The organism is Aliiroseovarius conchicola (genome assembly GCF_041403445.1).
Classification (GTDB): Bacteria; Pseudomonadota; Alphaproteobacteria; order Rhodobacterales; family Rhodobacteraceae; genus Aliiroseovarius; species Aliiroseovarius conchicola.
Genome location: NZ_JBGEHL010000008.1, coordinates 106,274 through 130,893, shown reverse-complemented (window position 1 = coordinate 130,893; position 24,620 = coordinate 106,274). Strand labels below are relative to the sequence as shown.

General features: G+C 56.3%; 26 protein-coding genes. 14 read left to right on the top strand and 12 right to left on the bottom strand.

From position 1 onward, the window contains the following. Positions 1-81 precede the first annotated feature (81 nt). On the top strand, positions 82-453 hold the full coding sequence (locus V6N04_RS13860; protein ID WP_371170815.1) for a tellurite resistance TerB family protein: 372 nt from the start codon (positions 82-84) through the stop codon (positions 451-453). Positions 454-512: 59 nt separating this feature from the next. Beyond that, positions 513-1,211: a glutathione binding-like protein gene (locus V6N04_RS13855; RefSeq protein ID WP_371170781.1), complete on the top strand. Its 699-nt coding sequence runs from the start codon at positions 513-515 to the stop codon at positions 1,209-1,211. A gap of 32 nt (positions 1,212-1,243) precedes the next feature. Here the strand turns inward: V6N04_RS13855 and dacB are convergent, their stop codons facing one another. The 3 genes from dacB to mgrA form a co-directional block, all read right to left on the bottom strand. Then, positions 1,244-2,683, bottom strand: coding sequence for a D-alanyl-D-alanine carboxypeptidase/D-alanyl-D-alanine endopeptidase (dacB, locus tag V6N04_RS13850; RefSeq protein ID WP_371170780.1), 1,440 nt, complete (start codon positions 2,681-2,683; stop codon positions 1,244-1,246). 143 nt (positions 2,684-2,826) lie between these two features. Beyond that, positions 2,827-3,423, bottom strand: a complete 597-nt coding sequence (locus V6N04_RS13845; protein WP_371170814.1) for a nicotinate-nucleotide adenylyltransferase — start codon at positions 3,421-3,423, stop codon at positions 2,827-2,829. Between the two features lie 17 nt (positions 3,424-3,440). Next, the gene (gene mgrA, locus V6N04_RS13840; RefSeq protein ID WP_371170779.1) at positions 3,441-4,472 is read right to left on the bottom strand and encodes an L-glyceraldehyde 3-phosphate reductase; all 1,032 of its coding nucleotides are present in this window, start codon (positions 4,470-4,472) and stop codon (positions 3,441-3,443) included. A 75-nt stretch (positions 4,473-4,547) separates the two neighbouring features. On the opposite strand from mgrA, the gene ettA reads away from it, so the two are divergent. The 3 genes from ettA (at position 4,548) to V6N04_RS13825 (ending at position 7,372) form a co-directional block, all read left to right on the top strand. Then, positions 4,548-6,203: an energy-dependent translational throttle protein EttA gene (ettA, locus tag V6N04_RS13835; RefSeq protein WP_371170778.1), complete on the top strand. Its 1,656-nt coding sequence runs from the start codon at positions 4,548-4,550 to the stop codon at positions 6,201-6,203. 89 nt (positions 6,204-6,292) lie between these two features. After that, positions 6,293-6,901, top strand: a complete 609-nt coding sequence (locus tag V6N04_RS13830) for a hypothetical protein (RefSeq protein ID WP_371170777.1) — start codon at positions 6,293-6,295, stop codon at positions 6,899-6,901. Between the two features lie 291 nt (positions 6,902-7,192). Beyond that, entirely contained in the window at positions 7,193-7,372 is a 180-nt protein-coding gene (locus V6N04_RS13825; RefSeq protein ID WP_371170776.1) for an RSP_7527 family protein, read from the top strand. A 7-nt stretch (positions 7,373-7,379) separates the two neighbouring features. Here V6N04_RS13825 and V6N04_RS13820 read toward each other — a convergent pair whose 3' ends face one another. The 4 genes from V6N04_RS13820 to V6N04_RS13805 form a co-directional block, all read right to left on the bottom strand. After that, positions 7,380-7,769: an acyl-CoA thioesterase gene (locus V6N04_RS13820; RefSeq protein ID WP_371170775.1), complete on the bottom strand. Its 390-nt coding sequence runs from the start codon at positions 7,767-7,769 to the stop codon at positions 7,380-7,382. A 71-nt stretch (positions 7,770-7,840) separates the two neighbouring features. Beyond that, entirely contained in the window at positions 7,841-8,272 is a 432-nt protein-coding gene (gene hpaR, locus V6N04_RS13815) for a homoprotocatechuate degradation operon regulator HpaR (RefSeq protein ID WP_371170774.1), read from the bottom strand. Further along, the gene (locus V6N04_RS13810; protein WP_371170773.1) at positions 8,217-8,666 is read right to left on the bottom strand and encodes a hypothetical protein; all 450 of its coding nucleotides are present in this window, start codon (positions 8,664-8,666) and stop codon (positions 8,217-8,219) included. Before V6N04_RS13810 ends, hpaR begins: the two co-directional genes overlap by 56 nt. A 98-nt stretch (positions 8,667-8,764) precedes the next feature. Beyond that, a complete protein-coding gene (locus V6N04_RS13805; protein ID WP_371170772.1) occupies positions 8,765-9,133 on the bottom strand; it encodes a VOC family protein in 369 nt (122 codons plus the stop codon). 132 nt (positions 9,134-9,265) lie between these two features. On the opposite strand from V6N04_RS13805, the gene V6N04_RS13800 reads away from it, so the two are divergent. The 7 genes from V6N04_RS13800 to pta all read left to right on the top strand — a co-directional run bounded on the left by V6N04_RS13800 (position 9,266) and on the right by pta (position 17,229). After that, positions 9,266-9,973 carry a type 1 glutamine amidotransferase gene (locus V6N04_RS13800; RefSeq protein ID WP_371170771.1) on the top strand — a complete coding sequence of 236 codons (708 nt, stop codon included), beginning with the start codon at positions 9,266-9,268 and terminating at the stop codon, positions 9,971-9,973. 175 nt (positions 9,974-10,148) lie between these two features. Next, positions 10,149-11,546 (top strand): aminotransferase family protein, encoded by a 1,398-nt coding sequence (locus tag V6N04_RS13795; protein ID WP_371170770.1) that lies wholly within the window; start codon positions 10,149-10,151, stop codon positions 11,544-11,546. A 97-nt stretch (positions 11,547-11,643) separates the two neighbouring features. Next, complete coding sequence (locus V6N04_RS13790) at positions 11,644-12,234, top strand: GNAT family N-acetyltransferase (protein ID WP_371170769.1); 591 nt, start codon at positions 11,644-11,646, stop codon at positions 12,232-12,234. Between the two features lie 121 nt (positions 12,235-12,355). Next, positions 12,356-12,658, top strand: a complete 303-nt coding sequence (locus V6N04_RS13785) for a hypothetical protein (RefSeq protein ID WP_371170768.1) — start codon at positions 12,356-12,358, stop codon at positions 12,656-12,658. Between the two features lie 52 nt (positions 12,659-12,710). Beyond that, complete coding sequence (pdxR, locus tag V6N04_RS13780) at positions 12,711-14,189, top strand: MocR-like pyridoxine biosynthesis transcription factor PdxR (RefSeq protein ID WP_371170767.1); 1,479 nt, start codon at positions 12,711-12,713, stop codon at positions 14,187-14,189. Positions 14,190-14,307: 118 nt separating this feature from the next. Further along, entirely contained in the window at positions 14,308-16,086 is a 1,779-nt protein-coding gene (xsc, locus tag V6N04_RS13775) for a sulfoacetaldehyde acetyltransferase (RefSeq protein ID WP_371170766.1), read from the top strand. A 138-nt stretch (positions 16,087-16,224) separates the two neighbouring features. Beyond that, positions 16,225-17,229, top strand: coding sequence for a phosphate acetyltransferase (gene pta, locus V6N04_RS13770; protein WP_371170765.1), 1,005 nt, complete (start codon positions 16,225-16,227; stop codon positions 17,227-17,229). Between the two features lie 5 nt (positions 17,230-17,234). Here the strand turns inward: pta and V6N04_RS13765 are convergent, their stop codons facing one another. The 3 genes from V6N04_RS13765 to V6N04_RS13755 are packed head-to-tail and all read right to left on the bottom strand — an operon-like array spanning position 17,235 to position 19,286. After that, positions 17,235-18,026 carry a metal ABC transporter permease gene (locus V6N04_RS13765; RefSeq protein ID WP_371170764.1) on the bottom strand — a complete coding sequence of 264 codons (792 nt, stop codon included), beginning with the start codon at positions 18,024-18,026 and terminating at the stop codon, positions 17,235-17,237. Then, positions 18,016-18,795, bottom strand: coding sequence for a metal ABC transporter ATP-binding protein (locus V6N04_RS13760; protein ID WP_371170813.1), 780 nt, complete (start codon positions 18,793-18,795; stop codon positions 18,016-18,018). The genes V6N04_RS13765 and V6N04_RS13760 overlap by 11 nt, the downstream gene beginning before the upstream one ends. After that, entirely contained in the window at positions 18,795-19,286 is a 492-nt protein-coding gene (locus tag V6N04_RS13755; RefSeq protein ID WP_371170763.1) for a transcriptional repressor, read from the bottom strand. Before V6N04_RS13755 ends, V6N04_RS13760 begins: the two co-directional genes overlap by 1 nt. Positions 19,287-19,366: 80 nt before the next feature. Between V6N04_RS13755 and V6N04_RS13750 the strand changes: the two genes are divergently transcribed. Next, on the top strand, positions 19,367-20,362 hold the full coding sequence (locus V6N04_RS13750; protein ID WP_371170762.1) for a zinc ABC transporter substrate-binding protein: 996 nt from the start codon (positions 19,367-19,369) through the stop codon (positions 20,360-20,362). 266 nt (positions 20,363-20,628) lie between these two features. Continuing rightward, a complete protein-coding gene (locus V6N04_RS13745) occupies positions 20,629-21,972 on the top strand; it encodes a uracil-xanthine permease family protein (protein WP_371170761.1) in 1,344 nt (447 codons plus the stop codon). Between the two features lie 70 nt (positions 21,973-22,042). On the opposite strand, the gene V6N04_RS13740 is transcribed toward V6N04_RS13745, so the two are convergent. Both V6N04_RS13740 and gabT read right to left on the bottom strand, forming a co-directional pair. Beyond that, a complete protein-coding gene (locus V6N04_RS13740) occupies positions 22,043-23,254 on the bottom strand; it encodes an acyl-CoA dehydrogenase (protein WP_371170760.1) in 1,212 nt (403 codons plus the stop codon). Between the two features lie 3 nt (positions 23,255-23,257). After that, the gene (gabT, locus tag V6N04_RS13735; protein ID WP_371170759.1) at positions 23,258-24,553 is read right to left on the bottom strand and encodes a 4-aminobutyrate--2-oxoglutarate transaminase; all 1,296 of its coding nucleotides are present in this window, start codon (positions 24,551-24,553) and stop codon (positions 23,258-23,260) included. Positions 24,554-24,620 lie beyond the last annotated feature (67 nt).

Here is a 24,620-nt window from a genome sequence, read left to right as displayed (position 1 = left end):
TCTGCACTGCAACGAATAGGAGCATCCAACGTGCAAGACATCCCACACTCTCTCACTCCAGAAGACTGCCTGATCGCCGTAATGATGGCGGTTTCCGCGTCAGATGAAGAGATCACATCGGCTGAACTTTTGACAATCGAACGTATCGTCAATCACCTACCGGTCTTCGCAAAATACGACCCGGACCGCATTAAAACCGTGTCACAGACGGTGTTTGACCTTTTTGCGGTCGAAGACGGACTGGACGCCCTTTTTGGTTTGATCCGCGAGAACCTGCCCGACACATTGTGGGAAACGGCCTATGCGCTGGCCTGTGACGTTGCTGCGGCCGATGGCGTTCTGCAAGGGCCCGAGCTACGTATTCTTGAAGAAATACGGTACGAGCTGAATATCGACCGTTTGCACGGTGCCGCCATTGAACGCGGCGCACGAGCACGCCATATGACGCTTTGATACTCCGCTGACACTCACAGATTGCGACCTTCCAAACCGTGCTCCCTGAAAGGACCGACATGCTCGACCAGTTCGACATTACAAAACGCTGGCCTGCGAAAGATGCCAACGTCATTCAGCTTTACTCCCTTCCGACTCCCAATGGTGTAAAAGCCTCTGCGATGCTCGAAGAAACGGGTCTTGCCTACGAGGCCCATTTGGTCAGCTTTTCGACTGACGATCAATTCACGCCAGAATATTTGTCGTTGAACCCAAACAACAAAATCCCTGCAATCATTGATCCCAATGGCCCAGACGGCAAACCTTTGCCATTGTGGGAAAGTGGCGCGATCTTGATCTACCTGGCTGAGAAATCGGGGAAATTCCTGCCCACTGATCCCGCCAAACGCGCAGAAGTGCTGCAATGGCTCATGTGGCAGATGGGCGGCTTCGGCCCCATGTTGGGCCAGTTCGGATTTTTCTACGCCTATGGTGGCAAGGAAATCGAAGACCCGCGGCCACTAGACCGCTACAAGACCGAAGCAAAGCGTCTCTTGTCCGTTTTGGACAAACGTCTCGAAGGTCGTTCGGTCGTGGCCGGTGACGAATACTCAATCGCGGACATTGCGATCTGGCCTTGGGTGCGCGCGCTGTTCACAGGATACAAAGCCGCAGATATTCTTGAGCTTGAGACCTATGCCAACGTGTTGCGCTGGCACACCGAATGTGCGGATCGCCCAGCATCTCAGGCGGCAGTAAACATTCCCGCCCGTCCATAATACAGCTTCAGAAGGGGCAACTATGCCCCTTCTTACGCGCCATAGGTCATCGCCCAGCGTGATAGCAAACGATGCTGCAACCAGCGTGACCGCCGGCTCCATCCTTTCGCTCCTTTTGGTCGTTCGCGGTCGGCTTTTGGAATGGCGTTGCGTCGTTCCATATCTGCCGTGAAAATCGCGAACGCCAGCGGTCGGCCATTTGGCGCGGTCATGAAGCCTGCAAGCGTGCTGACGAAGTTCAGGGTTCCCGTCTTGGCACGGATCGAGAACGAAGCGTCGTTGACAGGACGCCCTTTTCGATCAAGCGGCGTAATCTCTTTCATTAAACCGGGCAGGTAGCCATCAGGCCCCACACTGACCAAGGCTTTCACCATATCATTGGCCGAGACACGCGACCGATCACTCAGCCCACTGTGATCCTGAAACGACGCGCGCCGCGCGCCAAGTTCGGTATTCATCCATTTGGCCATCGCGGCACCAGATTCCGAGAGCGATGCAGGCATCTCACCTCGCGCGATACTGGCCGACAAACCGGTCACCTCCGCCGTCAAGTTGGTCGAGTATTTCAGCATCCCGCGCGCCACTTCTGCCATGGGCCGCGAGCGATGTACCGCCAGCACCGTTCCCTTCGGGGCCTTGTCACTGACAATCGGCGCGGGCAAGCGCACTCCTTCGCTTCTCGCAAGGACTTGAAACACCTCGCCCGCGTAAAGGTCGGGGCGTCGAACCGGCAACCATCGTGATCCGCCTTTGCCCAATGCCCCGCGCGCAACGGTCCATCTGTCGACACCGTCGCCATCTTCGTAGGTGTAGACAGGCGCCTTCCGATCGACGATTTGCATTCGCGCCATTTTTACCGGCGGGCGGAACCGATCAGACCGAGCCTCCATCGATACATCAAAATCACCGCCAGCACGTTTCCATTCAAAATGCACGCGATTATAGTTTAAGTTCAATCCGGAAATAGCTGGATTATAACCCAAATAATCGGGTTGATCAGGGTCAATCATGCGCGCATAGGGCAGCTTGTCGCCATAAATGATGAAGTCACCTTTTATTGACCTAATCCCTTTCGTTTTCAAAGCCTTGGCCATGTTTGCCAATGCATTTGTGTCCAGCGTCGGATCGGCACCACCAGCAAGCACAAGATCGCCCTGAAGGACCCCCCCCACAACCGGACCAGTCGCCACAAGTTCAGTCGTGAAACCGTGTTCAAGCCCCAGCGCGCTGATCGCGTATACAGCGGTGATCGCTTTGGCGACACTGGCGGGCGGTAAAGGCAATACCGGGCTTTGTGCCTCCAGTATTTCACCTGTGATCGCATCAGCGACAACAAAGCCGATTTTTCCACCTAGGTTGGCTTCTTCGATCAAAGCCTGCGCAGACGGGATGGTTCGCTTGAAAAAATCACTGGCCTTTGCGACCGGCCGGATCGAGGTTTCGGGGGCATTCGCATGCAAAGGCAACGCCACGCCTGCGCTCAGACCACTTAAAAATAACCGCCTCGAAATGTCTTTAACCATGCCCAGAGTAAAGCCTGCGGCACCTATGAGGGCAAGTGGGATATTGGGCCAATCCAATCACGAATACGCGGCATTTTGCCGTTGTGGTCGCCCTACCACTCCCCCCGCGCGCGTATCTGAGACGACGAAACATCCAGCATGGGAACATTGATCAAAGACCACGCGGGGGCAGTTGCTTGTGACAGCGCGCGTGCCGATCGACCGACGATCTTTGCATGTCCAAACCGCTCTGCTGCGGGTGACATCCGCGCAGCCACCCTGTCGCCGGGGCGCGCAATCACGCCTATCGGCACATTCTGCATGATCCACTCCCAACGCTCCCATCGGTGAAAATCGGCCAGATTATCTGCCCCCATAAGCCAGATAAACTTTACACCCGGGTAAAGATTTTGAAGCGCCATAAGCGTTTCAGCCGTATAACGTGTGCCGGTATATGTCTCGATATCAGTGACTGTAACGCGGGGGTGCTGCATGACCTTTCTGGCCCGCCGAAGACGTGCCTCCATCGGTGCAGGCCCGTTTTCTTTCAACGGGTTGCCCGGCGTCACAAGCCACCAAACCCGATCCAACCCAAACCGCTTCAGCGCTTCACGGGTGATATGGGCATGGCCTCGGTGGGCCGGATCAAACGACCCGCCCAAAAGGCCGATGACCTGCCCTGCCCGCGCATATGGCAACTGGTAACGCATCGTCACAGCAGCCCGACCTAGTCAGTCTCAGAGGACGCGGCCCAGAGGTTCGCGGTCTCTTCGTTGATGCAGTCGTCGATCTCGGCCAGCTCCTCCTTGGTGAAATCCAACCAAGCTACTGCCCCGGCACAATCCACCACCTGCTCGGCTCGTGATGCGCCGATCAATGCTGTCGTGATGCCTCCGTCACGAAGAACCCACGCAATCGCCATCTGCGCCAGAGTTTGCCCGCGACGTTCTGCAATCGCGCCCAGCGCGCGCAGGCTTTCAACCACGTTCTCGGACACAAGTTCAGGCGCCAGAGATTTCCCCTGACTGGCCCGGCTGTCCTTCGGAATACCCTTCAAATACTTGCCCGTCAGCAAACCCTGCGCCAGCGGCGTGAACGCGATCGAGCCTACTCCAAGCTCCGTCAACGTGTCCTTCAACCCGTCCCGCTCGACCCAACGGTTTAGCATGTTGTAGCTCGGCTGGTGGATCAAACAGGGCGTGCCCAGATCGTTCAGGATCGCCACAGCCTCGCGCGTGCGCTGACTGTTATAGCTGGAAATCCCGGCATAAAGCGCCCGTCCCGAGCGCACGATGTGATCCAGCGCACCCATGGTCTCCTCAAGCGGCGTGTCAGGATCGAAACGGTGACTGTAGAAAACATCGACGTAGTCCAAACCCATCCGCTTGAGACTCTGATCACAAGACGCAATCAGGTACTTCCGGCTGCCCCACTCACCATATGGACCCGGCCACATGTCATAGCCAGCCTTCGAGCTAATGATCAACTCGTCCCGATAGCCTGCGAAATCCGTGCGCAAGATCTCACCAAACGCTTCCTCAGCACTGCCCGCAGGGGGGCCATAATTGTTCGCTAAATCGAAATGCGTGATGCCATGATCAAACGCCGCCCGGCAAATCGACTGTTTCGTCGCATGTGGAAAGTCATGGCCGAAATTGTGCCACAGCCCCAGACTGATCGCAGGCAACTTCAGCCCCGACGCGCCACAACGGCGATACACCATCTTTTCATAACGATCTTCTGCCGGATGATAGGTCATGTTTGCTCCTTCGGGATTGCCCTGCCCCTTTTGTCTGGCTAAGACAACCGGAAGTCAAACACGAGGACGCGCAAAATGGCCGCTTATCAATATGTCTACCACATGGACGGTGTTTCCAAGACCTACCCCGGTGGCAAGAAGTGCTTTGAAAATATCCGCCTGAGCTTCCTGCCCGGCGTGAAAATCGGTGTGGTCGGTGTGAACGGCACCGGTAAATCGACGCTGATGCGCATCATGGCGGGCATCGACAAGGAATTTCAGGGCGAGGCTTGGGCCGCCGAAGGTGCCAAAGTCGGCTATCTGCCGCAGGAACCCGAACTGGATGCGTCCATGGATGTGCGTGGCAATGTCATGCAAGGCGTGGCCGAGAAGAAAGCGATCCTTGAGCGTTATAACGAACTGGCCATGAACTACTCGGACGAAACGGCGGACGAGATGGCCAAACTGCAGGACGAGATCGACGCCCAGAACCTCTGGGACCTCGACGCGCAGATCGACGTGTCGATGGAGGCCCTGCGCTGCCCCCCTGACGACGCCGACGTCACAACCCTGTCCGGTGGTGAGAAACGCCGCGTGGCGCTGTGCAAGCTGCTGCTTGAAGCCCCCGAGATGCTGCTGCTTGACGAACCGACCAACCACCTTGACGCGGAAACTATCGCGTGGCTGCAACAGCACCTGATCGACTACAAAGGCACCATCCTGATCGTCACTCACGACCGTTACTTCTTGGATGACATCACAAGCTGGATTTTGGAACTCGACCGTGGCTCGGGCATTCCTTACGAAGGCAACTACTCCGCGTGGCTGGAACAAAAGGCGAAACGGCTGTCACAAGAAGCGCGCGAAGACAAATCCAAACAAAAAACGCTGGAACGCGAGTTGGAGTGGATGCGTCAGGACCAGAAAGCCCGCCAGGCAAAATCCAAAGCCCGGATCAACGCCTATAACGAAATGGCCAGCCAGTCCGAGCGTGACAAAGTGGGCCGCGCCCAGATCGTCATCCCCAACGGTCCCCGTTTGGGCTCGAAAGTGATCGAGGTCGAGGGTCTTAAAAAACACATGGGAGACAAGCTGCTGATCGAGGGGCTGGACTTCTCGCTCCCTCCCGGCGGTATTGTGGGCGTGATCGGCCCCAACGGCGCCGGTAAATCGACGCTCTTTAAAATGCTCACCGGGCAGGAACAGCCTGACGAAGGCTCGATTGAGCTGGGCGACACGGTGAAGCTGTCCTATGTCGACCAGTCGCGCGACGATTTGAACGCGAATGAAACCGTGTGGGAGGCCATTTCCGGCGGTGCGGAACTGATCGAACTGGGCGACGCTCAGGTGAACTCGCGCGCTTACTGCTCAAGCTTCAACTTCAAGGGCGGCGACCAGCAGAAGAAACTGTCGCTGCTGTCGGGCGGTGAACGCAACCGCGTCCACATGGCGCGACTTCTGAAAGAAGGCGGCAATGTACTGCTACTCGATGAACCCACCAACGATCTGGATGTCGAGACGCTGCGCGCGCTCGAAGACGCGCTGGTCGATTTCGCCGGCTGCGCCGTCGTCATCTCGCACGACCGCTTCTTCCTTGACCGTATCTGCACCCACATCCTCGCCTTCGAAGGCGACGCCCATGTGGAGTGGTTCGAAGGCAACTTCGAGGATTACGAAGAGGACAAGAAGCGACGACTTGGACCGGACGCATTGGAGCCCAAGCGGTTGAAGCATAAGAAGTTTACGCGGTAAGAGAGCGGCCCCTTCGGGGGCCGTTTTTTGTTAAGGAGCAACGCAGCGTATTTGACTTCAAATCCGCGGTCGCGCATAGGTTTAGCATCATGAGTGCTCATTCTACAAAACAACGTCTGAAACTACTCGCCATCGTCGCAACTGGTTTCGGAATTGTATTTCTTCATTTCTCTCCGCCAAACCTGCCCAGCGTGTCGGGAGACTTCATTCCCTATGACCAATTGGCAACCGAAGAAACTGATCCGTTATTGGTAGGCGGTGCGCCACCTGTTGAAGGTGGTAGTGCGATTAAGCTGGCAAAGCGTTACGACAATGTGCGAGATTGTCTAGAGCGGTCGGAGCGCAAAGCTGAAGTCCCTGATCTTCGGAAATTTGCTTGGCTAAAGATGAGAAGCTACGATGTTGCAAGTGTGTGCTTGTTTAGAGTGTTCTCAAGTTTGGGAACTCCCGAACGTTCAAAATTGTGGCTCGAGTCGCAAGGACTTAAGGTCTCTGTATCCCCAACAAAAAACGATATCTTAGTTAGTGCCGTTAATCTTTTGAAAGAGAGCAATTCACGGTTGATTGGCGGACGGGGCATATCAGGGAAAGTTTTTACATTTATCGCCTCCCGAAGCGAACACAGAGAGAGTATTACTTCTTGGTGGAGCCATGACGGTACTTTGCTTGGAGCCAGTATTTCTTACATTTCTCTTTGACCCAGTTCGTTGGGATTAGATTTTGATAATCGGGACAGCGCCTGACCCTGGGTGGGCGGAACGCCCTGTCACGCCGAAGGCGTGCCTCCGGCACGACGGGGAGGGTCATCTCTCGGCGATTGCAAGCAATCACCCGCCGATCAGCGGGGCGTTGTCCGGTCTATCGACCGGACGGAACATCACCCACCATGCCCCCACCGCATACCGGCAATACCAAAACGCCCGATGTACTCCTCCACGATCCCCCTTACGTAAGCGGCGACTGATAACCACCGCCAAAAGGGCAAGATCATGGAAAAGAACGAATTCACGTTCCCCACTCAAGACGAAATCAATGACATCATCCGCGACGCGCAGCAAATGCGGGCCGAGGCCTTTGCAGGCTGGCTAAGCAGTGCTTGGACCAAGGTGTTTCACCGCCGTTCGATCTCGGTCACGACGGACCGCGTTCCGGCAGAGATGCCACTGTAAACAAGCGTTACGACTTCTCAACCGCGACCGGTTGGCCGTCCTCGTCCAGTGCCACAAAGACAAACACCCCTTCGGTGACTTTCTGGCGCTCGCCGCGGCGGTCGCGGTTGACCCACGCCTCAAGCTCGATGGCCAGCGATGTGGTCCCGACCCGGCCTACTCGACCATAAACGCACAGCACATCGCCCACCTTCACAGGTTGAATGAATTTCATCGCGTCCACGGCCACGGTCGCCACCCGTCCTTGCGCGCGTTCACCCGCGATGATGCCACCCGCGATGTCCATTTGTGACAGCACCCAGCCGCCGAAGATATCCCCGGCAGTATTTGTGTCTTTCGGCATCGCCAGTGTGCGCAAGATAATGTTGCCTTCTGGTCCGGTCTGTTGGCCGCTCATGGGAACCTCGCTCAGCTATGGTTTTCCCATGGGTAGAGCCTGCATCAGACGCACGCAAGGACTGGGCGGCGTCAATGCGCCTCGGCGGCCGTGTGAAGATCGTTCAGCAGGTCCAGCAGCGTCTCCATCTTCTCATGCCCGAACCGGCCTTCAAGATCTTCGTAAATCCCCGCGGCTTTACCTGACATCTGCGTATATTTCTGCACACCTGCAGGTGCGATCTTCACCCGGCGTCGGCGGCCGTCACTGTCATCCACGCGCTCGATAAACTCGCGTTCGGTCAGGTTTTTCAGGATGCGGCTTAGGCTGGGGGGCATCAGAACGCAGCGTTCGGCAAGTTCGGTGGCGCAGCAGGGTTTGCCCTCGGCCAGCACACGGATCACCCGCCATTGTTGGACCGTCAGGCCGATCTGATCCAGCTCGTGCCGGAACGGTTTGAGGGTCGCCTCACGTGCGTGGAGAAGCGCCAGAGGCAGCGCGCGTTCGAGTTTCTTCATCGTCATCTTGTGTCCTTTCGCGGATGGCCGCGTGGATCGTGCTCCAGCTTTTGCGGCTGAAGCGGGTTTCGATTTCCTGAACCTCAAGACTTAAGATGAAGGGCGTGTCGCCCATCTGTGGGCGCAGTGCGTCCTCAACCGCACCATAGAGTTGATCGGCGATGGCCTCGCGCATGGCCTCGTCCCGACCCTGCCCAAGCCTGAGGATCATATCAAGAAAGTGATACCCGCCCGCACCATCACCAATGGCGTCGACGTCAGCTTCGAACCCGCGCACCCGGATGCCGCCAACTGGGCATTGCCCCGTGGCGACCAGTGCTGCACGCATGGTCTCGGCCAAGCCTTGCAGGTGCGCCCGCTGACCCAGCCCGTTGCTGTATTCGAAAGACAGGTGTGGCATGTTCACTCCTTAACACCGGCAGTAAATACCGTGTGGGTAGAAAATTCAATTCATTGCAGGTGCAACAAGTTGTCTCAGGCTGGCCACTTCCCGTGGCGTTAGCGATGCTGATCTATCAACACGGGATACCCGTCCGGGTCAACAACGACGAAGCTGGCCGGGCCTTGATCGCCCCCTTGTTCTTGGGTGACATCCATCCCCGCTGTCTTCAGCTTTTCTTTGATGGCGCGGACATCGTCAAACGGGTTCACTTCGCCGGCCGATTGGTCCCAGCCGGGGTTAAACGTCAACATGGGCCCCTCAAACATCCCCTGAAACAGGCCAACCAACGTGTCGCCGTTCTTCATGATCAGGTAGTTATGTTCCTCGGTCCCCGCGAAGCTTTCAAACCCGAGTGCTTCATAAAAAACTTTGGATTTGGCCAAGTTCTTCACGCCAAGACTTATAGAAAATGCGCCGAGTTGCATGATGATATCCTCCTGTTACCCAGGCAACTGTACCACGAAACCGATCCGCATTCTAAGCGGCCAGATCACCACTGGACAGATGACATGATCCGTCGTCTGTTGTGAAAAACCGACCAATCACACGAGGACCGGATGAAGATCGCAATCTTGATGACCAACACAGATGACAGCGATTTTGCACACAAGCACCCGTTGAACGGCGAGACATGGCGCACCTATCTGCAACCAAAGCGTCCGGACTGGAGCTTCACGACCTTCAGCGTGAAAGATGGAGAGTTTCCAGACGACATATCTCAATTTGACGGGTGGATCGTCACCGGCAGCCCCGCATCGGTCAATGATGAAGACGCCTGGATCGCAACACTTCTGGACCTTCTGAAAGACATCGCAGCGAAGAAGACCCCACTTTTTGGCGCGTGTTTCGGGCATCAGGCCATCGCCAAAGCGCTGGGTGGAACCGTGGCCCCAAACCCCGAGGGTTGGGTCCTTGGCTCAATTGAAATGGAGGCCATCGCCCGCCCCCCTTGGATGGAAGCCAAGCGGTTCTGGCAATACGGAGCACATAGCGAACAGGTCACGATCCCTCCGGATGAGGCTCAGGTCATATTACGACACAGCAGCTGTCCCGTGGCGGGTATTGCTGTTGAAAATCATATCTTTACCACGCAAAATCACCCTGAATTCGGTCATGATTTCATTCCGCTTTTGATAGACGAGCTTTCCAACATCTGCCCAGACAAGACCATTGACGCAGCCCGACTGTCGCTCCCCCTGTCGGCGGATAATGGTATATTTTCTGACTTTATCATCCGGTTCTTCGAATTGGATCGCGACGCGTAAGCCAATAAAATAGGCGTGTAGCTCAATATCACCCCAACAAAGTGGCAATATCTGGACATAAAACAAGCTTCCGCTGGCCCTATTTATTCAACCCAATAATGCGGTTCTATTTTTTTGATCAAAGAATCTAATTTCTTGTGCAAAATCACTCGAACATCTAGCGGCGGAGGATACCATGGACGGCGCACTCAAAGAAAACGATATCTCCCATGTGGTCGAGGCCGACAAGGCCCATGTATGGCACCACCTGACACAACACAAACCGTTCGAGACTGTTGATCCCCGGATCATCGTCGAAGGCAAAGGCATGCGTGTCTGGGACCAAAACGGTAAGGAATTCCTTGATGCTGTTTCTGGCGGTGTTTGGACCGTCAATGTGGGCTACGGCCGCGAAACCATCGCAGATGCGGTGCGTGAGCAATTGGTAAAACTGAACTACTTCGCAGGCTCCGCTGGCTCTATCCCCGGTGCTCTGTTCTCAGAAAAGCTGATCTCGAAAATGCCGGGCATGAGCCGCGTCTACGTGACCAATTCAGGGTCGGAGGCCAACGAGAAAGCCTTCAAGCTGGTCCGTCAAATTGCGCACAAGCGTTATGGCGGCAAGAAAACCAAGATCCTCTATCGTGACCGCGACTATCACGGCTCAACCTTGGCCACGATGAGCTGTGGCGGACAAGATGAGCGCAACGCGCAGTTCGGCCCCTTCGCGCCAGATTTCGTTCGCGTACCACACTGCATGGAATATCGCGCCGCTGAAAACGGCTGGGGCGATTTGTCCGGCGCCGAATTCGGCCGCCGTGCAGCAGATGCCATTGAAGAGGTCATCTTGGCTGAAGGTCCCGAGACCGTCGGCGCATTGTGCCTTGAGCCGATCACCGCTGGCGGCGGCGTCATCACTCCGCCCGAAGGGTATTGGGACCGTGTGCAGGAAATCTGCAAGAAGTATGACGTCCTGCTTCACATCGACGAAGTGGTTTGCGGCTTGGGCCGTACGGGCACTTGGTTCGGCTATCAACACTATGGCATCAAGCCAGATTTCGTCACCATGGCGAAGGGTGTTGCCTCCGGCTATGCGGCAATTGCTTGCTGTGTCACCACCGAAAAAGTCTTCGATATGTTCAAGGAAGACAGCGACGATCCGATGAGCTTCTTCCGCGACATCTCGACCTTCGGTGGCTGTACCGCTGGCCCGGCGGCTGCGTTGGAAAACATGCGCATCATCGAAGACGAAGGCCTGCTCGAGAACACCACAAAGATGGGCGAGCGTATGTTCGCCAACCTCCAAGCTTTGATGGAAAAACACGACGTGATCGGCGACGTTCGCGGCAAGGGTCTGTTCCTTGGTGTCGAACTGGTCAAAGATCGCGAAACCAAAGAGCCCGTTTCTGAGAAAGAAGTGGGCGCAGTGGTTGGTGACTGCGGCGCACAGGGCGTCATCATCGGTGCAACCAACCGGTCCATCCCCGGTCGCAACAACACATTGTGCTTCAGCCCCGCGCTGATCGCGACCGCCGACGACATCGACCGCATCACAGATGCTGTGGACAAAGCACTGACCAAAGTGTTTGGCTAACACCAAGCCCGAACCAGACAAGACAAGGCGGGCCTTACCAAGGGCCCGCCATTTTTATTTACGCGATTTGATTAAATAACATCCAAAGGACATGCCCATGTGGCCCGCACCCATAACACTGACTGGCAATCACGTGATGCTTGTCCCCTTATCACAAGATCACGCCCCTTCCCTGCGCGAAGCGTGTGCCGATGGTGATCTGCATAAGCTGTGGTATACCTCAATCCCCACGCCTGACATGATGGAGGACGAAATCGACCGCCGCTTAGCCCTTCAGGGCGCAGGCTCAATGTTACCTTTTTGCGTGATGACACCCGATGGAACCCCTGTCGGCATGACCACTTACATGAACATCGATGCCGCCAATTGTCGGATCGAGATCGGATCAACGTGGTATCGCAAATCCGTCCAGCGTGGGCCATTGAACACCGAGGCCAAACGCCTTCTGTTGTCGCACGCCTTCGACGATCTTGACTGCATCGCAGTTGAGTTCCGCACCCATTTCATGAACCAACAGAGCCGGCGAGCAATCGAGCGGTTGGGGGCAAAGTTTGATGGTGTCTTGCGGAGCCATTCGATCAGTCCAGATGGTTCCATCCGGGACACGGCAGTCTATTCGATCATCACAACAGAATGGCCAGCGGTCCGCGCAAATCTGACCCATCGACTGGACAATACCCCAACCTGACAAGGATCTCACGCCTTTGTGCTTGGGCCAAAACAGCCCCTGACTGGACTTTTCGAAATTTTGTTCTATATTTGTTCTCATATCTATACGCATGGGAACACCAAGAACAGGAGGACCGAACATGCAGCCCACACGCACATTGCCGCCAACTCCAAAACAAGTCGACTATGCCCGCCAGATCGCTGCCCGACTGGGGGCAAACATCCCCGCAGACAAAATCAGCGACCGTGCGGCGCTGTCTGGATGGATTGGCGAACATCAAGCCAGATTGAACAGCCGTGCAGCCCAACCCCGCGACAGCCGCGCCACGTCGCGCCAAGTCGCCTATGCAGAGCGGATCGCACGAGCCAAACGGCGCGCCATCCCCGATGAGTGCTTTCGTGATGCGGGTCTTATGTCCGCCTGGATATCTTCAAATCGCTAGCGCTTATTAAGTCCAGATTGCATCCGACTTAGGTCCACGCTATGCTTGCGACATGGCAGCCCCCGTTGAAACATTTTTTCTGGACCAAGACGCCCAAGGCACGCTTCAGGCGCAGATCCAACAAATGATCGCCGAAGCGATTTTGTCAGGCCGCCTGCCCCGTGGCGAAAAACTGCCCTCCACACGGCGTTTGTCGACCCATCTTGGGGTCAGCCGGATCACTGTCACACTTGCCTATACTGAACTTCAAGCCAACGATTACCTGACCTCCAAAGGTAGAAGTGGCTTTTATGTGTCTGAAAATGCACCAGAACCTCCGTCATTCAAGCTGCGCAAACGCGGCGAAGATAAGGTTGACTGGAATCGCGCGATTGGCACCAGCTTCACCGGTGGCAGCACACCACAAAAACCATTGGATTGGCGGCAGATGAAGTATCCCTTCATCTACGGTCAGTCAGATCCAAAACTATTTGACCACAACGCTTGGCGTTTGTGTGCCTTGCGTGCTTTAGGCCAAAAGGATCACCCCGCGATGATGCGGGACTACTATGATCAGGATGATCCGCAGCTGACTGAATTCATCGCACGTCATATCTTGCCTAGACGTGGTATTTTGGCCAGACCGGAAGAGATACTGATTACACTTGGGGCGCAAAACGCTCTCTGGCTGTCAGCTCAGGTCTTGCTCACCCAACGCCGTACGGCCGCTATCGAAGACCCCTGTTACTACTCGCTACGCGACATACTCATGCAAAGCCGGTGCCATCTGCTAAAGATCCCCGTCGACCGCGATGGCTTGCCACCCGAGGCATTGCCAGAGGGTACCGATGTTATTTACACCACGCCCAGTCACCAAAGCCCTACAACGGCAACAATGCCGATCGAACGCCGCAAAGCATTGCTAAATCGTGCGCGCGATTTGGATGCGGTAGTGGTCGAGGATGACTATGACTTCGAAATGTCGTTTCTGAAGCCCCCGTCCCCCGCGCTCAAATCCCTAGACCGCGAAGGACGGGTAATTTACGTCGGCAGCTTCTCTAAATCTTTGTTTCCTGGCCTGCGCCTTGGTTTTTTGGTGGGATCTGAGCCCTTCATTCGCGAGGCACGCGCGCTTAGGTCGGCCGTTTTGCGCCACCCGCCTGGGCTGATCCAGCGCACCGTCGCGCATTTTCTGTCCCTAGGCCACTATGATGCGTTGATCCGCCGAATTGGATCGGCCTATCACGAACGTCGCGACGTGATGAACACCCAAATCGAAGAGACTGGCTTAACAATTGCCGGGCGCGGCGCACATGGCGGCTCTGCGATTTGGATGCGTGCACCCGACGGTATCGACACACGAATATTGGCCGCAAACCTACGCGAAAAAGGGGTTGTCATCGAACCCGGCGCGCCATTTTTTGGCGGTGGCGACCCCCCCCGCAATTTCTATCGTCTTGCCTATAGCTCTATCCCGGCGCAGCGCATCCCAAAAGGAATTGCATTGATCGGCGACGCTATTGCAGACATGCGGGCAACTGGCGCCAGATAGCTTTTCCAACTGGCCCTATAGATGCGCCCCCTCGCTGCCTAAGAATATGCGCAACAATTCTTAACGTCCCGGCGCGTCTGCCCCCGTGACGTTTCTTTTTTCTAAGGGAGATCACCACATGAAGATGACCACTGAGGAAGCATTTGTAAAAACGCTTCAAATGCATGGAATCGAACATGCTTTTGGCATTATCGGTTCCGCCATGATGCCGATCTCGGACATCTTTGATGATGCCGGCATCACATTCTGGGATTGCGCCCATGAAGGTTCGGGCGGCATGATGGCCGATGGCTACACCCGTGCGACCGGCAAAATGTCGATGATGATCGCGCAAAACGGCCCCGGCATCACAAACTTCGTAACCGCTGTGAAAACCGCTTACTGGAACCACACACCGCTTCTGCTGGTAACGCCACAGGCCGCGAACAAGACCATGGGTCAGGGTGGCTTCCAGGAAATGGAACAGATGCGCATGTTTGCTGACTGCGTTTGCTACCAAGAAGAAGTACGCGACCCGACACGTATGGCCGAAGTTCTGAGCCGCGTGATCATGCAAGCCAAGCGCGCCTCGGCTCCTGCACAGATCAACGTGCCACGCGACTTTTTCACGCAAGTTGTCGACATCGAACTGCCCGCAGTTGTTGAGTTTGAACTGCCTGCTGGTGGTGCATCGTCAGTGACCGAAGCCGCAGCACTTCTGTCGAGCGCGAAAAACCCGGTCATCCTGAACGGCGCAGGTACAGTTCTGTCGAAAGGTGGCATCGAAGCATCAAAAGCGCTGGCCGAGCGTCTGGACGCGCCGGTTTGTGTTGGCTACCAGCACAATGACGCGTTCCCTGGCTCGCACCCGCTGTTTGCTGGCCCACTGGGCTATAATGGCTCGAAAGCTGCGATGGAGCTGATCAAAGAAGCAGACGTTGTTCTGTGCTTAGGCACGCGCCTGAACCCATTCTCGACCTTGCCGGGTTATGGCATGGAATACTGGCCTGCAGACGCGAAGATCATCCAGATCGACATCAACCCAGACCGTATTGGCCTGACCAAGAAAGTCTCGGTCGGTATCGTCGGTGACGCGGCCACTGTTGCTGGCAACATCTTGGCACAACTGTCCGACTCGGCCGGTGACGCAGGTCGCGATGCGCGCAAAGCAAACATCGCCGACAAAAAGTCGCGTTGGGCGCAAGAGCTGACATCGATGGATCACGAGCAAGACGATCCGGGCACAACCTGGAACGAACGCGCGCGCGACGCGAAGCCAGATTGGCTGTCACCTCGCAAAGCATGGCGCGCGATTCAAGCCGCTCTGCCGAAAGAGGCGATCATCTCGTCCGACATCGGCAACAACTGTGCCATCGGCAACGCCTACCCGTCGTTCGAAGACGGCCGCAAATATCTGGCACCCGGCCTGTTTGGCCCATGTGGCTATGGTCTGCCATCGGTTGTTGGTGCGAAAATCGGTTGCCCAGACGTGCCGGTCGTTGGCTTCTCGGGTGACGGTGCATTCGGCATCGCTGTGACAGAGCTGACTGCGATTGGTCGCGAAGAATGGCCTGCTGTCACGCAAATCGTCTTCCGCAACTACCAGTGGGGTGCTGAAAAGCGCAACTCGACACTGTGGTTCGACGACAACTTCGTTGGCACCGAGCTGGACACGCAGGTTTCCTACGCCGGTATCGCCAACGCCTGTGGCCTGAAAGGCGTCGTTGCACGCACGATGGACGAACTGACAGACGCGTTGAACCAAGCGGTCAAAGACCAGATGGAAAACGGTGTGACCACTCTGATCGAAGCCATGATCAACCAAGAGCTGGGTGAACCCTTCCGTCGCGACGCGATGAAGAACCCGGTCAAAGTTGCCGGCATCAACAAAGACGACATGCGTCCGCAGAAAGTCTAAGAACTCAGACCGGGCGTTCATAGCGCCCGGTTCACCGTCCGCTCCCGGTCAGCCGCACTCCCTTTCGCGCTGATTGTGGGTCGGGCGGTTTTTTTATATCTAGAAAATATAGCAATCAGTTTACGGAGATGCGCCCCGATGAAGCCGCTTGAAACCCTCTTGCACAACGCCGCGCTTTCTCGTCACCGGATATTACTGTCCGAAGGGAGCGATCCACGTGCAGTTCAGGCCGCTCACGACGCGGCAACCCAAGGGGTCGCGCGTGTTGGATTGGTGGGCAACGAAGCTGAAGTGATTGCGCAATTTCAGGCTTTGGGCCTGCCAATTGCCAACGACATCACCATTTTCGACCCCGAAACGTCAGAGCATTCTTCTGAACTTGCGCAGCTTTACTATGACTTGCGCAAACACAAGGGCGTTACAGAAACAGTAGCCGCGAAAGCCGCGCATAACCCTCATGTCTTCGCGGCTTTGATGGTAAAAGCGGGCCACGCCGACGGCACAGTTGGGGGCGCGGTCGCTACCACGGCAGAAATCGTGCGCACGGCAATTCAGGTGATCGGTCCCAAACCGGGCAGCAAGCTGATTTCCAGCTTCTTTCTGATGCTACTATGCCAGCCCCATCACGAACGAAAGGGCGCGCTGATCTTTTCAGACAGTGGCCTTGTCGTTGATCCAAATGCCGAAGAAATGGCCCAGATTGCGCTGGCCTCGGCGGCGTCCTTCAACGCCCTAACCGGCGAGACGCCGCGTGTCGCGATGCTGTCATTCTCGACCCATGGTAGCGCCAAACATGACGCGGTCACAAAGGTCGCAACCGCAACACAGATCGCCAAGGATAGTGCGCCTGATTTGTTGATCGACGGTGAGCTTCAGTTCGATGCCGCATTCGTGCCGGGTGTCGCTGCAAAAAAGGCACCCGACAGCGCGACTGCGGGGCAGGCCAACGTCTTCATCTTCCCCAATCTCGACGCGGGCAACATCGCCTACAAGATCGCTCAGCGTGTTGGTGGTGCCAACGCCATTGGCCCGGTTTTGCAAGGGCTGGCCAAACCTGCCAACGATTTATCTCGCGGGTGCTCGGCCGAAGACATCCTGCATATGATCGCAGTTACGGCCGCGCAAGCAAGCGCGCTGGACTAGATCGCCTAGGTCGTTCGCACACCGCGATAAACCGTCGCCAACAGATACACGCATGCTGCCGCCACGATGATCGACGGTCCAGCGGGCGTGTCCCAGACCAACGACGCCCATAGCCCTGACAGGCTGGCGATCCACCCTATGAACACAGCGCTTACCGCCATAATGACGGGGCTAGAAGCGATATGGCGCGCCGCTGCGGCGGGAATAATCAGCATGGCCGAGATCAACAATGCCCCCACGACCTTCAGCGAAACCGCAACGACAACCGCCAATGATAGGGTCAGGACGAGCCCCTCTATCCTTGGGTTGATCCCAGACGCGGCGGCGAGGTCCGGGCTTAAGGTCGACAAAAGCAGTTTTGACCAGCGCCAGATTAATAGCCCTGCGATCAAAAGCGCACCTGTCCAAATCACCAGCAGGTCAGAACGTGTCACAGCAAGGATGTCGCCAAACAAGAAGGCGGACAGATCAACCCGCACCCCGGGCGCAAAAGAGATTGCGACCAAACCGGCAGAAAGCGCGCTGAAGGACAAGACACCCAGTCCCGTGTCGGGCGACTGACCGCGCGCGGTCATCCAACTGATGGCCAGTGCCATGCCAAATGCAATGACCATTGTGCCCAGCCAGATGGGCAGAGACGATAGCAACGCAAGCGCCACCCCAAGGATCGCGGCATGAGCAGTTGCATCCCCAAAATACGCCATACGGCGCCAGACGACGAATGCGCCTAGCGGACCAGTTGCAATGGACAGGCCAATGCCCGCCAGCGCAGCACGCACCAGGAAATCATCCAGCATGAACATCGTCCTTTGCAGGGGCGTCATCATGGGAATGGTCGTGGTCGCACACGCCGTCATCATGGGCGTGATTATGGTCATGTGCGTGCTGATAAAGCGCCAGCGCACCTTGCGTACCGTGTCCAAACAACGCCCGGTACTCCGGCGCATCACGCACCACATGGGGCGTTCCCTCGCAGCACACATGACCATTCAGACAGATCACTCGGTCTGATGCGCTCATCACCACATGCAGATCGTGTGAGACCATCAGAACCGCAACACCGGTCTCTTGCCGAACGGTCGCGATCAACTGGTAAAATGAGGCCTCACCCATCTGGTCGAGCCCCTGCGTGGGTTCGTCCAAAACCAAGATGTCCGGATCGGTCAGCAATGCGCGCGCCAGCACGACTCGCTGCAACTGCCCACCGGACAGATCAGCAATTTGCTGATCCTCAATATCCGGCACCCCAACTCGTCGCAACATCGCAGTCCGGTCTGGCTGCGAATGCGACACCGGTAGGTTCAGAAAACTTGAAACCGGCATCGGCAAGCCGCGGCCCAGTGCAAGTTTTTGTGGTACATATCCGACAGTCAGGCCCGCCCGCCGCTCAAGCGTGCCTGAAACTGGCACCATCCCCAACAAAGCGCGCAAAAGCGTCGACTTCCCTGATCCATTGGGGCCAACGATAGTGACGATTTCTCCGGGTTGGATGCTAAAATTAACATCTTCCAATACCCGTCTGCGGCCATAAAAGACCGAAATGCCGCGCGCTGTGATCAGACCCATCATGCGCCCTCGGTTGCGCAGGTCGGGCAAAGGCCCAACGCCTCGATGTTTGAGCGTTCAACCGCAAACCCAAGCTTATCTGCGACTGCCTCCAGCTCTTCGCACACGGATTGTCCGGCGGTTTCCGCAACGCTGTTACACGACTTGCAGATGAAGAAAACCGGGGCGTGATCTTTCTCGGGGGCGGTACAGGCCGCAAACGCGTTCAACCTTCGAATACGGTGGGCGAAACCTTGATCCACAAGGAATTCCAAAGCTCTATAAGCCACCGGAGGCTGGCTCCCAAACCCCTCTGCCGCCAATCTTTCGAGCACGTCATAGGCCCCCATCGCACGGTGCTCTTCCAACAGTATTTCCAACACGCGCCGTCGAACAGGAGTCAGACGCGCACCCCGGGCCCCGCAAAGCCTGTCAGCGCTTGCCAGTACATCCTGTGTACAGATCGTATGATCGTGAGAGTGGAAGGCGCAGGCCGGATCATGTTCGGTCATTTCTGTTTGACACCCATCAAATGTAATATTATCACCTATCGAAATATTATAACATCACCTCACCAACTTCAAGGCTGCAAATGATACGCTCCTCCCTTCTCGCTTTGCTTTTTTCGACCACAACGGCCATGGCCGACGCACCAAAAGTGGTGACCGACTTCGCGCCCGTTCAATCGCTTGTCGCGCAAGTAATGGACGGTGTCGCCACCCCCGATGTGTTGTTGCCACAAGAGGCGGACCCCCACGCCTTCCAAATGCGCCCGTCGCAAGCCCGCACTCTTGCGCAGGCCGATATGGTTTTCTGGGTTGGACCTGAACTGACGCCTTGGCTGGACCGTGCACTGGACGGGTTGGGAGATGCAAAAGCCGTGGCTCTTCTTGATATGCCCGGGACCAATCTGCGTGAAAGTGATCACGTGCATGGGCATGAAGATCACGATGATGAAGCTCATCATGACGATGCGCACGACACGCATGAAGACAAGCACGAAGATGGTCACGAAACCGAACATGAACATGAACATGAACATGAACAGCATGAGGACGTGCACGACGAAGACCACAACCACGATCCACACGCATGGTTGTCTCCTGACAATGCCGCCATTTGGCTAACTGCCATCGCCGAGCGCCTCGCCGAGCAAGATCCAGAACATGCCGAGACCTATCGCGCCAACGCCGCGCAGGCGCGCGAGCGGCTTATCCAGCTCGACAAGAACCTCGTCTCTCAGCTCAAGCCAGTGCAGGATCGCGGCTTTATCGTTTTCCACGATGCCTATGGCTATTTAGTCGATCACTTTGGCTTGACCCAAAAGGGCGCGTTGCGTGAAGGTGACAACGCAGCGCCGTCTGCGGCGCGGCTTTCCGAATTGCAGGCACTTTTGGCGAATGGCGAGGTCGTCTGCGCCTTTGCCGAGGCTGCTGTGGGCGGCGAGATGCTGGAGACACTCAGCCAAGGCACCGGCACCGCATTGGGCGTATTGGATCCTATCGGAACAACAGTTCCCGTTGGCCCAGACCTTTATGAACAGATGATGCGAAAAAACGTGGATGCGATTGTGGACTGCCTACAATAAGGGGAATTCCTCAGCACGAAATCGCACCTGGCACGGCCTCTTACGTACATTATTCTTAATATCCATGCGCTCGCAGAAAAATGCTGCGAGCGCATAATATGCTGTTTTTCTATGGACTTACCCACAATATATAGTAGCGTCCTAGCGGAGAACCGCCTTGTGCGGCTCCGAGCACCTGCGATCAACGTAGGGCAAGACAAATCATCCTGCACATTCGGCCACATAGAAGTGGCATGAACGCGCAGGTCAGCGAACAGGGACGACACATGACTGAGATGACAAGCGCGGAAAACCTCCGCGATCCGAATTACACCCCCCCAATGGCACAAGCCGTGCCATTGGGCATTCAACACGTTTTGGCGATGTTTGCCTCGAACGTAACGCCCGCGATTATTGTTGCAGGTGCAGCTGGGTTTGGGTTCGGTTCAAACTCACCCGATTTCCCCGTTATGATCTATATGATCCAAATATCGATCTTGTTTGCCGGGATCGCGACATTGATCCAGACCGTCGGCATGGGCCCCGTCGGCGCGCGTCTGCCCATCGTGCAAGGTACCTCGTTTGCATTTCTTCCGATCATGATCCCTGCCGTTGCGGGCCAAGGCACGGCCGGGCTTGCAGCACTGTTCACCGGGATCGTGATTGGAGGCATATTCCACTTTCTTCTCGGGACAATTATTGGACGCATTCGGTTCGCCCTGCCCCCGCTGGTCACAGGTCTGATCGTTTTGATGATCGGCCTCTCGCTGATCAAAGTCGGCATTCAGTATGCGGCGGGTGGCGTGCCACTGATGGGCAAGCCAGAGTTTGGGAGCCTGGCCCTTTGGACCCCCGCTTTGGTCGTGATCGTCGTCACGTTGCTGATTAAGTTCTTCACCAAAGGCTTCGTATCTGTGGCGGCCATTCTGATCGGCCTGATTGCAGGCTATCTTGTCGCGCTCATGATGGGGCAAGTGAACTTTGGCAATATCGGTAATGCCAGTTGGTTTGCGCTGCCAACACCTTTCAAGTTTGGCATCGAGTTCAATGGGGCGGTCATCATCGGCATGTGCTTCATGGCGCTGATCTCGGCGATTGAGACTGTGGGCGACACATCCGGCATCACCAAAGGTGGCGCAGGACGTGAAGCAACAGACCAAGAAGTTGCCGGCGCGACCTATGCAGACGGGCTTGGCACATCTATCGCTGGCATCTTCGGTGGGCTGCCCAACACCTCGTTCAGCCAAAACGTTGGCCTGATCAGCATGACTGGCGTGATGAGCCGCCACGTTGTTACAATCGGCGCGATCTTCCTGGTGCTTTGCGGCCTGATCCCAAAAATCGGTTCGTCGGTTGCAACAGTGCCGATCAACGTACTGGGGGGCGGTGTGATAGTGATGTTCGGTATGGTTGCCGCCGCCGGTATCAACATGCTGTCAGACGTAAACTGGAACCGCCGCAATATGATCATCTTCGCGGTGTCTCTGTCTGTTGGACTGGGCCTGCAACAGGTGCCTGACGCCTTGCAACACCTTGGGAACACATGGCGCATCTTGCTGACGTCGGGCCTGTTGCCCGCGGCGTTCCTTGCAGTTGTCCTGAACCTTCTGTTGCCCGAAGACATCGGCTAACAAGATACAGAACCCAACAAAACAGGGCGCCATTTGGCGCCCTTTTCTTTCGCTCTGAAGCTTACTGGCATCAGAAGAACGCTTGTAGGCCGGTCTGCGCACGCCCAAGGATCAACGCATGCACATCATGCGTACCTTCATAGGTGTTAACTGTCTCTAGGTTCACCATGTGGCGGATCACGTGGAACTCTTGGCTGATTCCGTTGCCGCCATGCATGTCACGTGCATGACGGGCGATCTCCAACGCCTTGCCACAGTTGTTGCGTTTGATCATGCTGACCATCTCGGGCGCGGCCTTTGCCTCGTCCATTAAACGACCAACACGCAGCGCGGCCTGAAGACCCAACGTGATCTCGGTCTGCATGTTGGCGAGCTTCAACTGAAACAACTGCATCTGCGCCAGCGGCTTGCCGAATTGCTTGCGGTCTAACCCGTATTGGCGCGCAGCATGCCAGCACGCTTCCGCGGCCCCCATCGCACCCCATGCAATGCCATATCGCGCACGGTTCAGACAGCCAAATGGTCCTTTAAGCCCTTCAACATTCGGCAAAAGCGCATCTTCCGAGACCTCGACATTCTGCAACACAATCTCACCTGTGATTGATGCGCGTAGCGACTGCTTGCCCTCGATCTTGGGGGCAGAAAGACCCTTTGTACCCTTGTCCAGTACAAATCCTTTGATCTTGCCATCATGGGCCTCCGACTTGGCCCAGACCACGAAAACATCCGCAATCGGTGAGTTCGAGATCCACATTTTCGAACCATTCAGCACGTATCCACCATCAACCTTCTTGGCGGTGGTTTTCATAGAGCCGGGGTCCGATCCCGCATCGGGTTCGGTCAAACCAAAACACCCGATCCATTCGCCCGCTGCCAGCTTAGGAAGGTACTTTTGACGCTGCTCGTCTGTGCCATAGGCATAGATCGGGTACATCACCAAAGAGCTTTGAACCGACATCATCGACCGATAGCCGCTGTCCACACGTTCAACCTCACGCGCGACCAGACCATAGGTCACGTAGCCAGCGCCCAACCCGCCATATTCTTCGGGGATGGTGGTGCCAAGCAGGCCCATTTCGCCCATCTCAGCAAAAATGGCAGGGTCAGTTTCTTCTTTGGCAAACGCTTCGGTCACGCGCGGCAGCAACTTTTCCTGCGCATAGGCTTGTGCGCTGTCGCGGATCATCCGCTCCTCTTCTTCAAGCTGCGCATCAATAAGAAACGGGTCCTCCCAGTTAAAGCTCGACAGCTCTGGGCGGGATTGAGGGGCTAGTTCGGCCATGTCTCAGGCTCCTTTCGCATTGATTGCTGCTTCGATCGAGGTTTCGAGGATATCAAGCGCCTCGTCAAGTTGCTCCATCGGGACGGTTAACGGTGGCAGCAACCGCACTGCATTGCCCCGGGTGCCACAAGGTAGCAGGATTAAACCGCGCGCTTCAGCCTCGGCAACAATTGCCATGGTCAAGGCCGCGTCCGGGGCGTTCGTTTCACGGTCAGTGACCAATTCGAATGCGACCATGGCGCCCAAACCACGCACGTCGCCAATGGCTTCCATGCCTTGACGGGTCGCAATATCGTTCAGGCGCGTCATGATTTTGTCGCCGATATCAGCGGCGCGATCACAGAGGTTTTCCTCGTCAATCACATCCAGAACCGCATGCGATGCTGCCACGGCAAGCGGGTTACCTGCGTAGGTGCCCCCGATCCCACCGACCGGGGCGGCATCGACAATATCCTTGCGCCCGGTCACCGCCGACAACGGGAACCCGCCCGCGAGGCCCTTTGCCATGGTCACCAGATCAGCGGCCACGCCGGCGTGATCAAACGCGAACATCTTACCGGTGCGCGCAATGCCCGCCTGCACCTCGTCCGCAATCAAGACGATGCCATGTTCGTCACAGATAGCGCGAATGGCCTTTAGGAACTCTGGTGGGGCGATGTTAAAGCCACCCTCGCCCTGCACAGGCTCGACAATCATCGCCGCCACGCGGTCGGGATCAATCGAGCTTTTCAACATATTGTCCAGCACAGACAGTGACTGTTCGACAGACACACCGTGGAACGCATTCGGGAAAGGAGCATGAAGCACCTCTGGCGGCATCGCACCAAAGGCCTTCTTGTACGGGTTCACCTTTCCACACAGAGCCATCCCCATCAGGGTACGTCCATGAAACGCGCCAGAAAATGCAATGACACCAGATCGACCTGTAAAAGCCCGCGCCATTTTCACCGCGTTCTCAACCGCCTCCGCACCAGTGGTCACCAGCATGGTTTTCTTGTCGAAATCTCCCGGCGTGGCGGCATTCAGGCGCTCGGCCAATTTCACGTAGCCTTCGTATGGCGCGACATGGAAACAGGTGTGAGTGAATGCCTCGGCCTGTTCGGCAACGGCTGCCATCACTTTAGGGTGACGGTGTCCGGTATTGTTCACCGCAATCCCGGCTGCAAAATCAATGTAACGCTTGCCGTCTACATCCCAAAGCTCGGCATTCTCGGCGCGTGCCGCATAGATACCACGCGTGGCAACCCCATTTGCAACAGCGTCAGCGCGCCGTGCTTTCAATTGTTCGGTGTTCAACATGCGATCCCCCAGTCCATAAATCGATTCCGCACCATATTGCGCAAAATCCTGAGCGATGCTATCAAAA

Excerpts from the sequence above, each read along its gene's own strand:
- ettA (WP_371170778.1), top strand. The coding sequence starts at position 4,548 with ATGGCCGCTTATCAATATGTCTACCACATGGACGGTGTTTCCAAGACC.
- V6N04_RS13860 (WP_371170815.1), top strand. The coding sequence starts at position 82 with ATGATGGCGGTTTCCGCGTCAGATGAAGAGATCACATCGGCTGAACTT.
- V6N04_RS13750 (WP_371170762.1), top strand. The coding sequence starts at position 19,367 with ATGATACGCTCCTCCCTTCTCGCTTTGCTTTTTTCGACCACAACGGCC.
- pta (WP_371170765.1), top strand. The coding sequence starts at position 16,225 with ATGAAGCCGCTTGAAACCCTCTTGCACAACGCCGCGCTTTCTCGTCAC.
- gabT (WP_371170759.1), bottom strand. The coding sequence starts at position 24,553 with ATGTTGAACACCGAACAATTGAAAGCACGGCGCGCTGACGCTGTTGCA.
- V6N04_RS13790 (WP_371170769.1), top strand. The coding sequence starts at position 11,644 with ATGTGGCCCGCACCCATAACACTGACTGGCAATCACGTGATGCTTGTC.
- xsc (WP_371170766.1), top strand. The coding sequence starts at position 14,308 with ATGAAGATGACCACTGAGGAAGCATTTGTAAAAACGCTTCAAATGCAT.
- V6N04_RS13855 (WP_371170781.1), top strand. The coding sequence starts at position 513 with ATGCTCGACCAGTTCGACATTACAAAACGCTGGCCTGCGAAAGATGCC.
- V6N04_RS13825 (WP_371170776.1), top strand. The coding sequence starts at position 7,193 with ATGGAAAAGAACGAATTCACGTTCCCCACTCAAGACGAAATCAATGAC.
- V6N04_RS13765 (WP_371170764.1), bottom strand. The coding sequence starts at position 18,026 with ATGCTGGATGATTTCCTGGTGCGTGCTGCGCTGGCGGGCATTGGCCTG.
- V6N04_RS13810 (WP_371170773.1), bottom strand. The coding sequence starts at position 8,666 with ATGCCACACCTGTCTTTCGAATACAGCAACGGGCTGGGTCAGCGGGCG.
- V6N04_RS13845 (WP_371170814.1), bottom strand. The coding sequence starts at position 3,423 with ATGCGTTACCAGTTGCCATATGCGCGGGCAGGGCAGGTCATCGGCCTT.
- pdxR (WP_371170767.1), top strand. The coding sequence starts at position 12,711 with ATGGCAGCCCCCGTTGAAACATTTTTTCTGGACCAAGACGCCCAAGGC.
- V6N04_RS13745 (WP_371170761.1), top strand. The coding sequence starts at position 20,629 with ATGACTGAGATGACAAGCGCGGAAAACCTCCGCGATCCGAATTACACC.
- V6N04_RS13800 (WP_371170771.1), top strand. The coding sequence starts at position 9,266 with ATGAAGATCGCAATCTTGATGACCAACACAGATGACAGCGATTTTGCA.
- V6N04_RS13760 (WP_371170813.1), bottom strand. The coding sequence starts at position 18,795 with ATGGGTCTGATCACAGCGCGCGGCATTTCGGTCTTTTATGGCCGCAGA.
- V6N04_RS13830 (WP_371170777.1), top strand. The coding sequence starts at position 6,293 with ATGAGTGCTCATTCTACAAAACAACGTCTGAAACTACTCGCCATCGTC.
- V6N04_RS13785 (WP_371170768.1), top strand. The coding sequence starts at position 12,356 with ATGCAGCCCACACGCACATTGCCGCCAACTCCAAAACAAGTCGACTAT.
- V6N04_RS13740 (WP_371170760.1), bottom strand. The coding sequence starts at position 23,254 with ATGGCCGAACTAGCCCCTCAATCCCGCCCAGAGCTGTCGAGCTTTAAC.
- V6N04_RS13795 (WP_371170770.1), top strand. The coding sequence starts at position 10,149 with ATGGACGGCGCACTCAAAGAAAACGATATCTCCCATGTGGTCGAGGCC.
- V6N04_RS13820 (WP_371170775.1), bottom strand. The coding sequence starts at position 7,769 with ATGAGCGGCCAACAGACCGGACCAGAAGGCAACATTATCTTGCGCACA.
- hpaR (WP_371170774.1), bottom strand. The coding sequence starts at position 8,272 with ATGACGATGAAGAAACTCGAACGCGCGCTGCCTCTGGCGCTTCTCCAC.
- mgrA (WP_371170779.1), bottom strand. The coding sequence starts at position 4,472 with ATGACCTATCATCCGGCAGAAGATCGTTATGAAAAGATGGTGTATCGC.
- V6N04_RS13805 (WP_371170772.1), bottom strand. The coding sequence starts at position 9,133 with ATGCAACTCGGCGCATTTTCTATAAGTCTTGGCGTGAAGAACTTGGCC.
- V6N04_RS13755 (WP_371170763.1), bottom strand. The coding sequence starts at position 19,286 with ATGACCGAACATGATCCGGCCTGCGCCTTCCACTCTCACGATCATACG.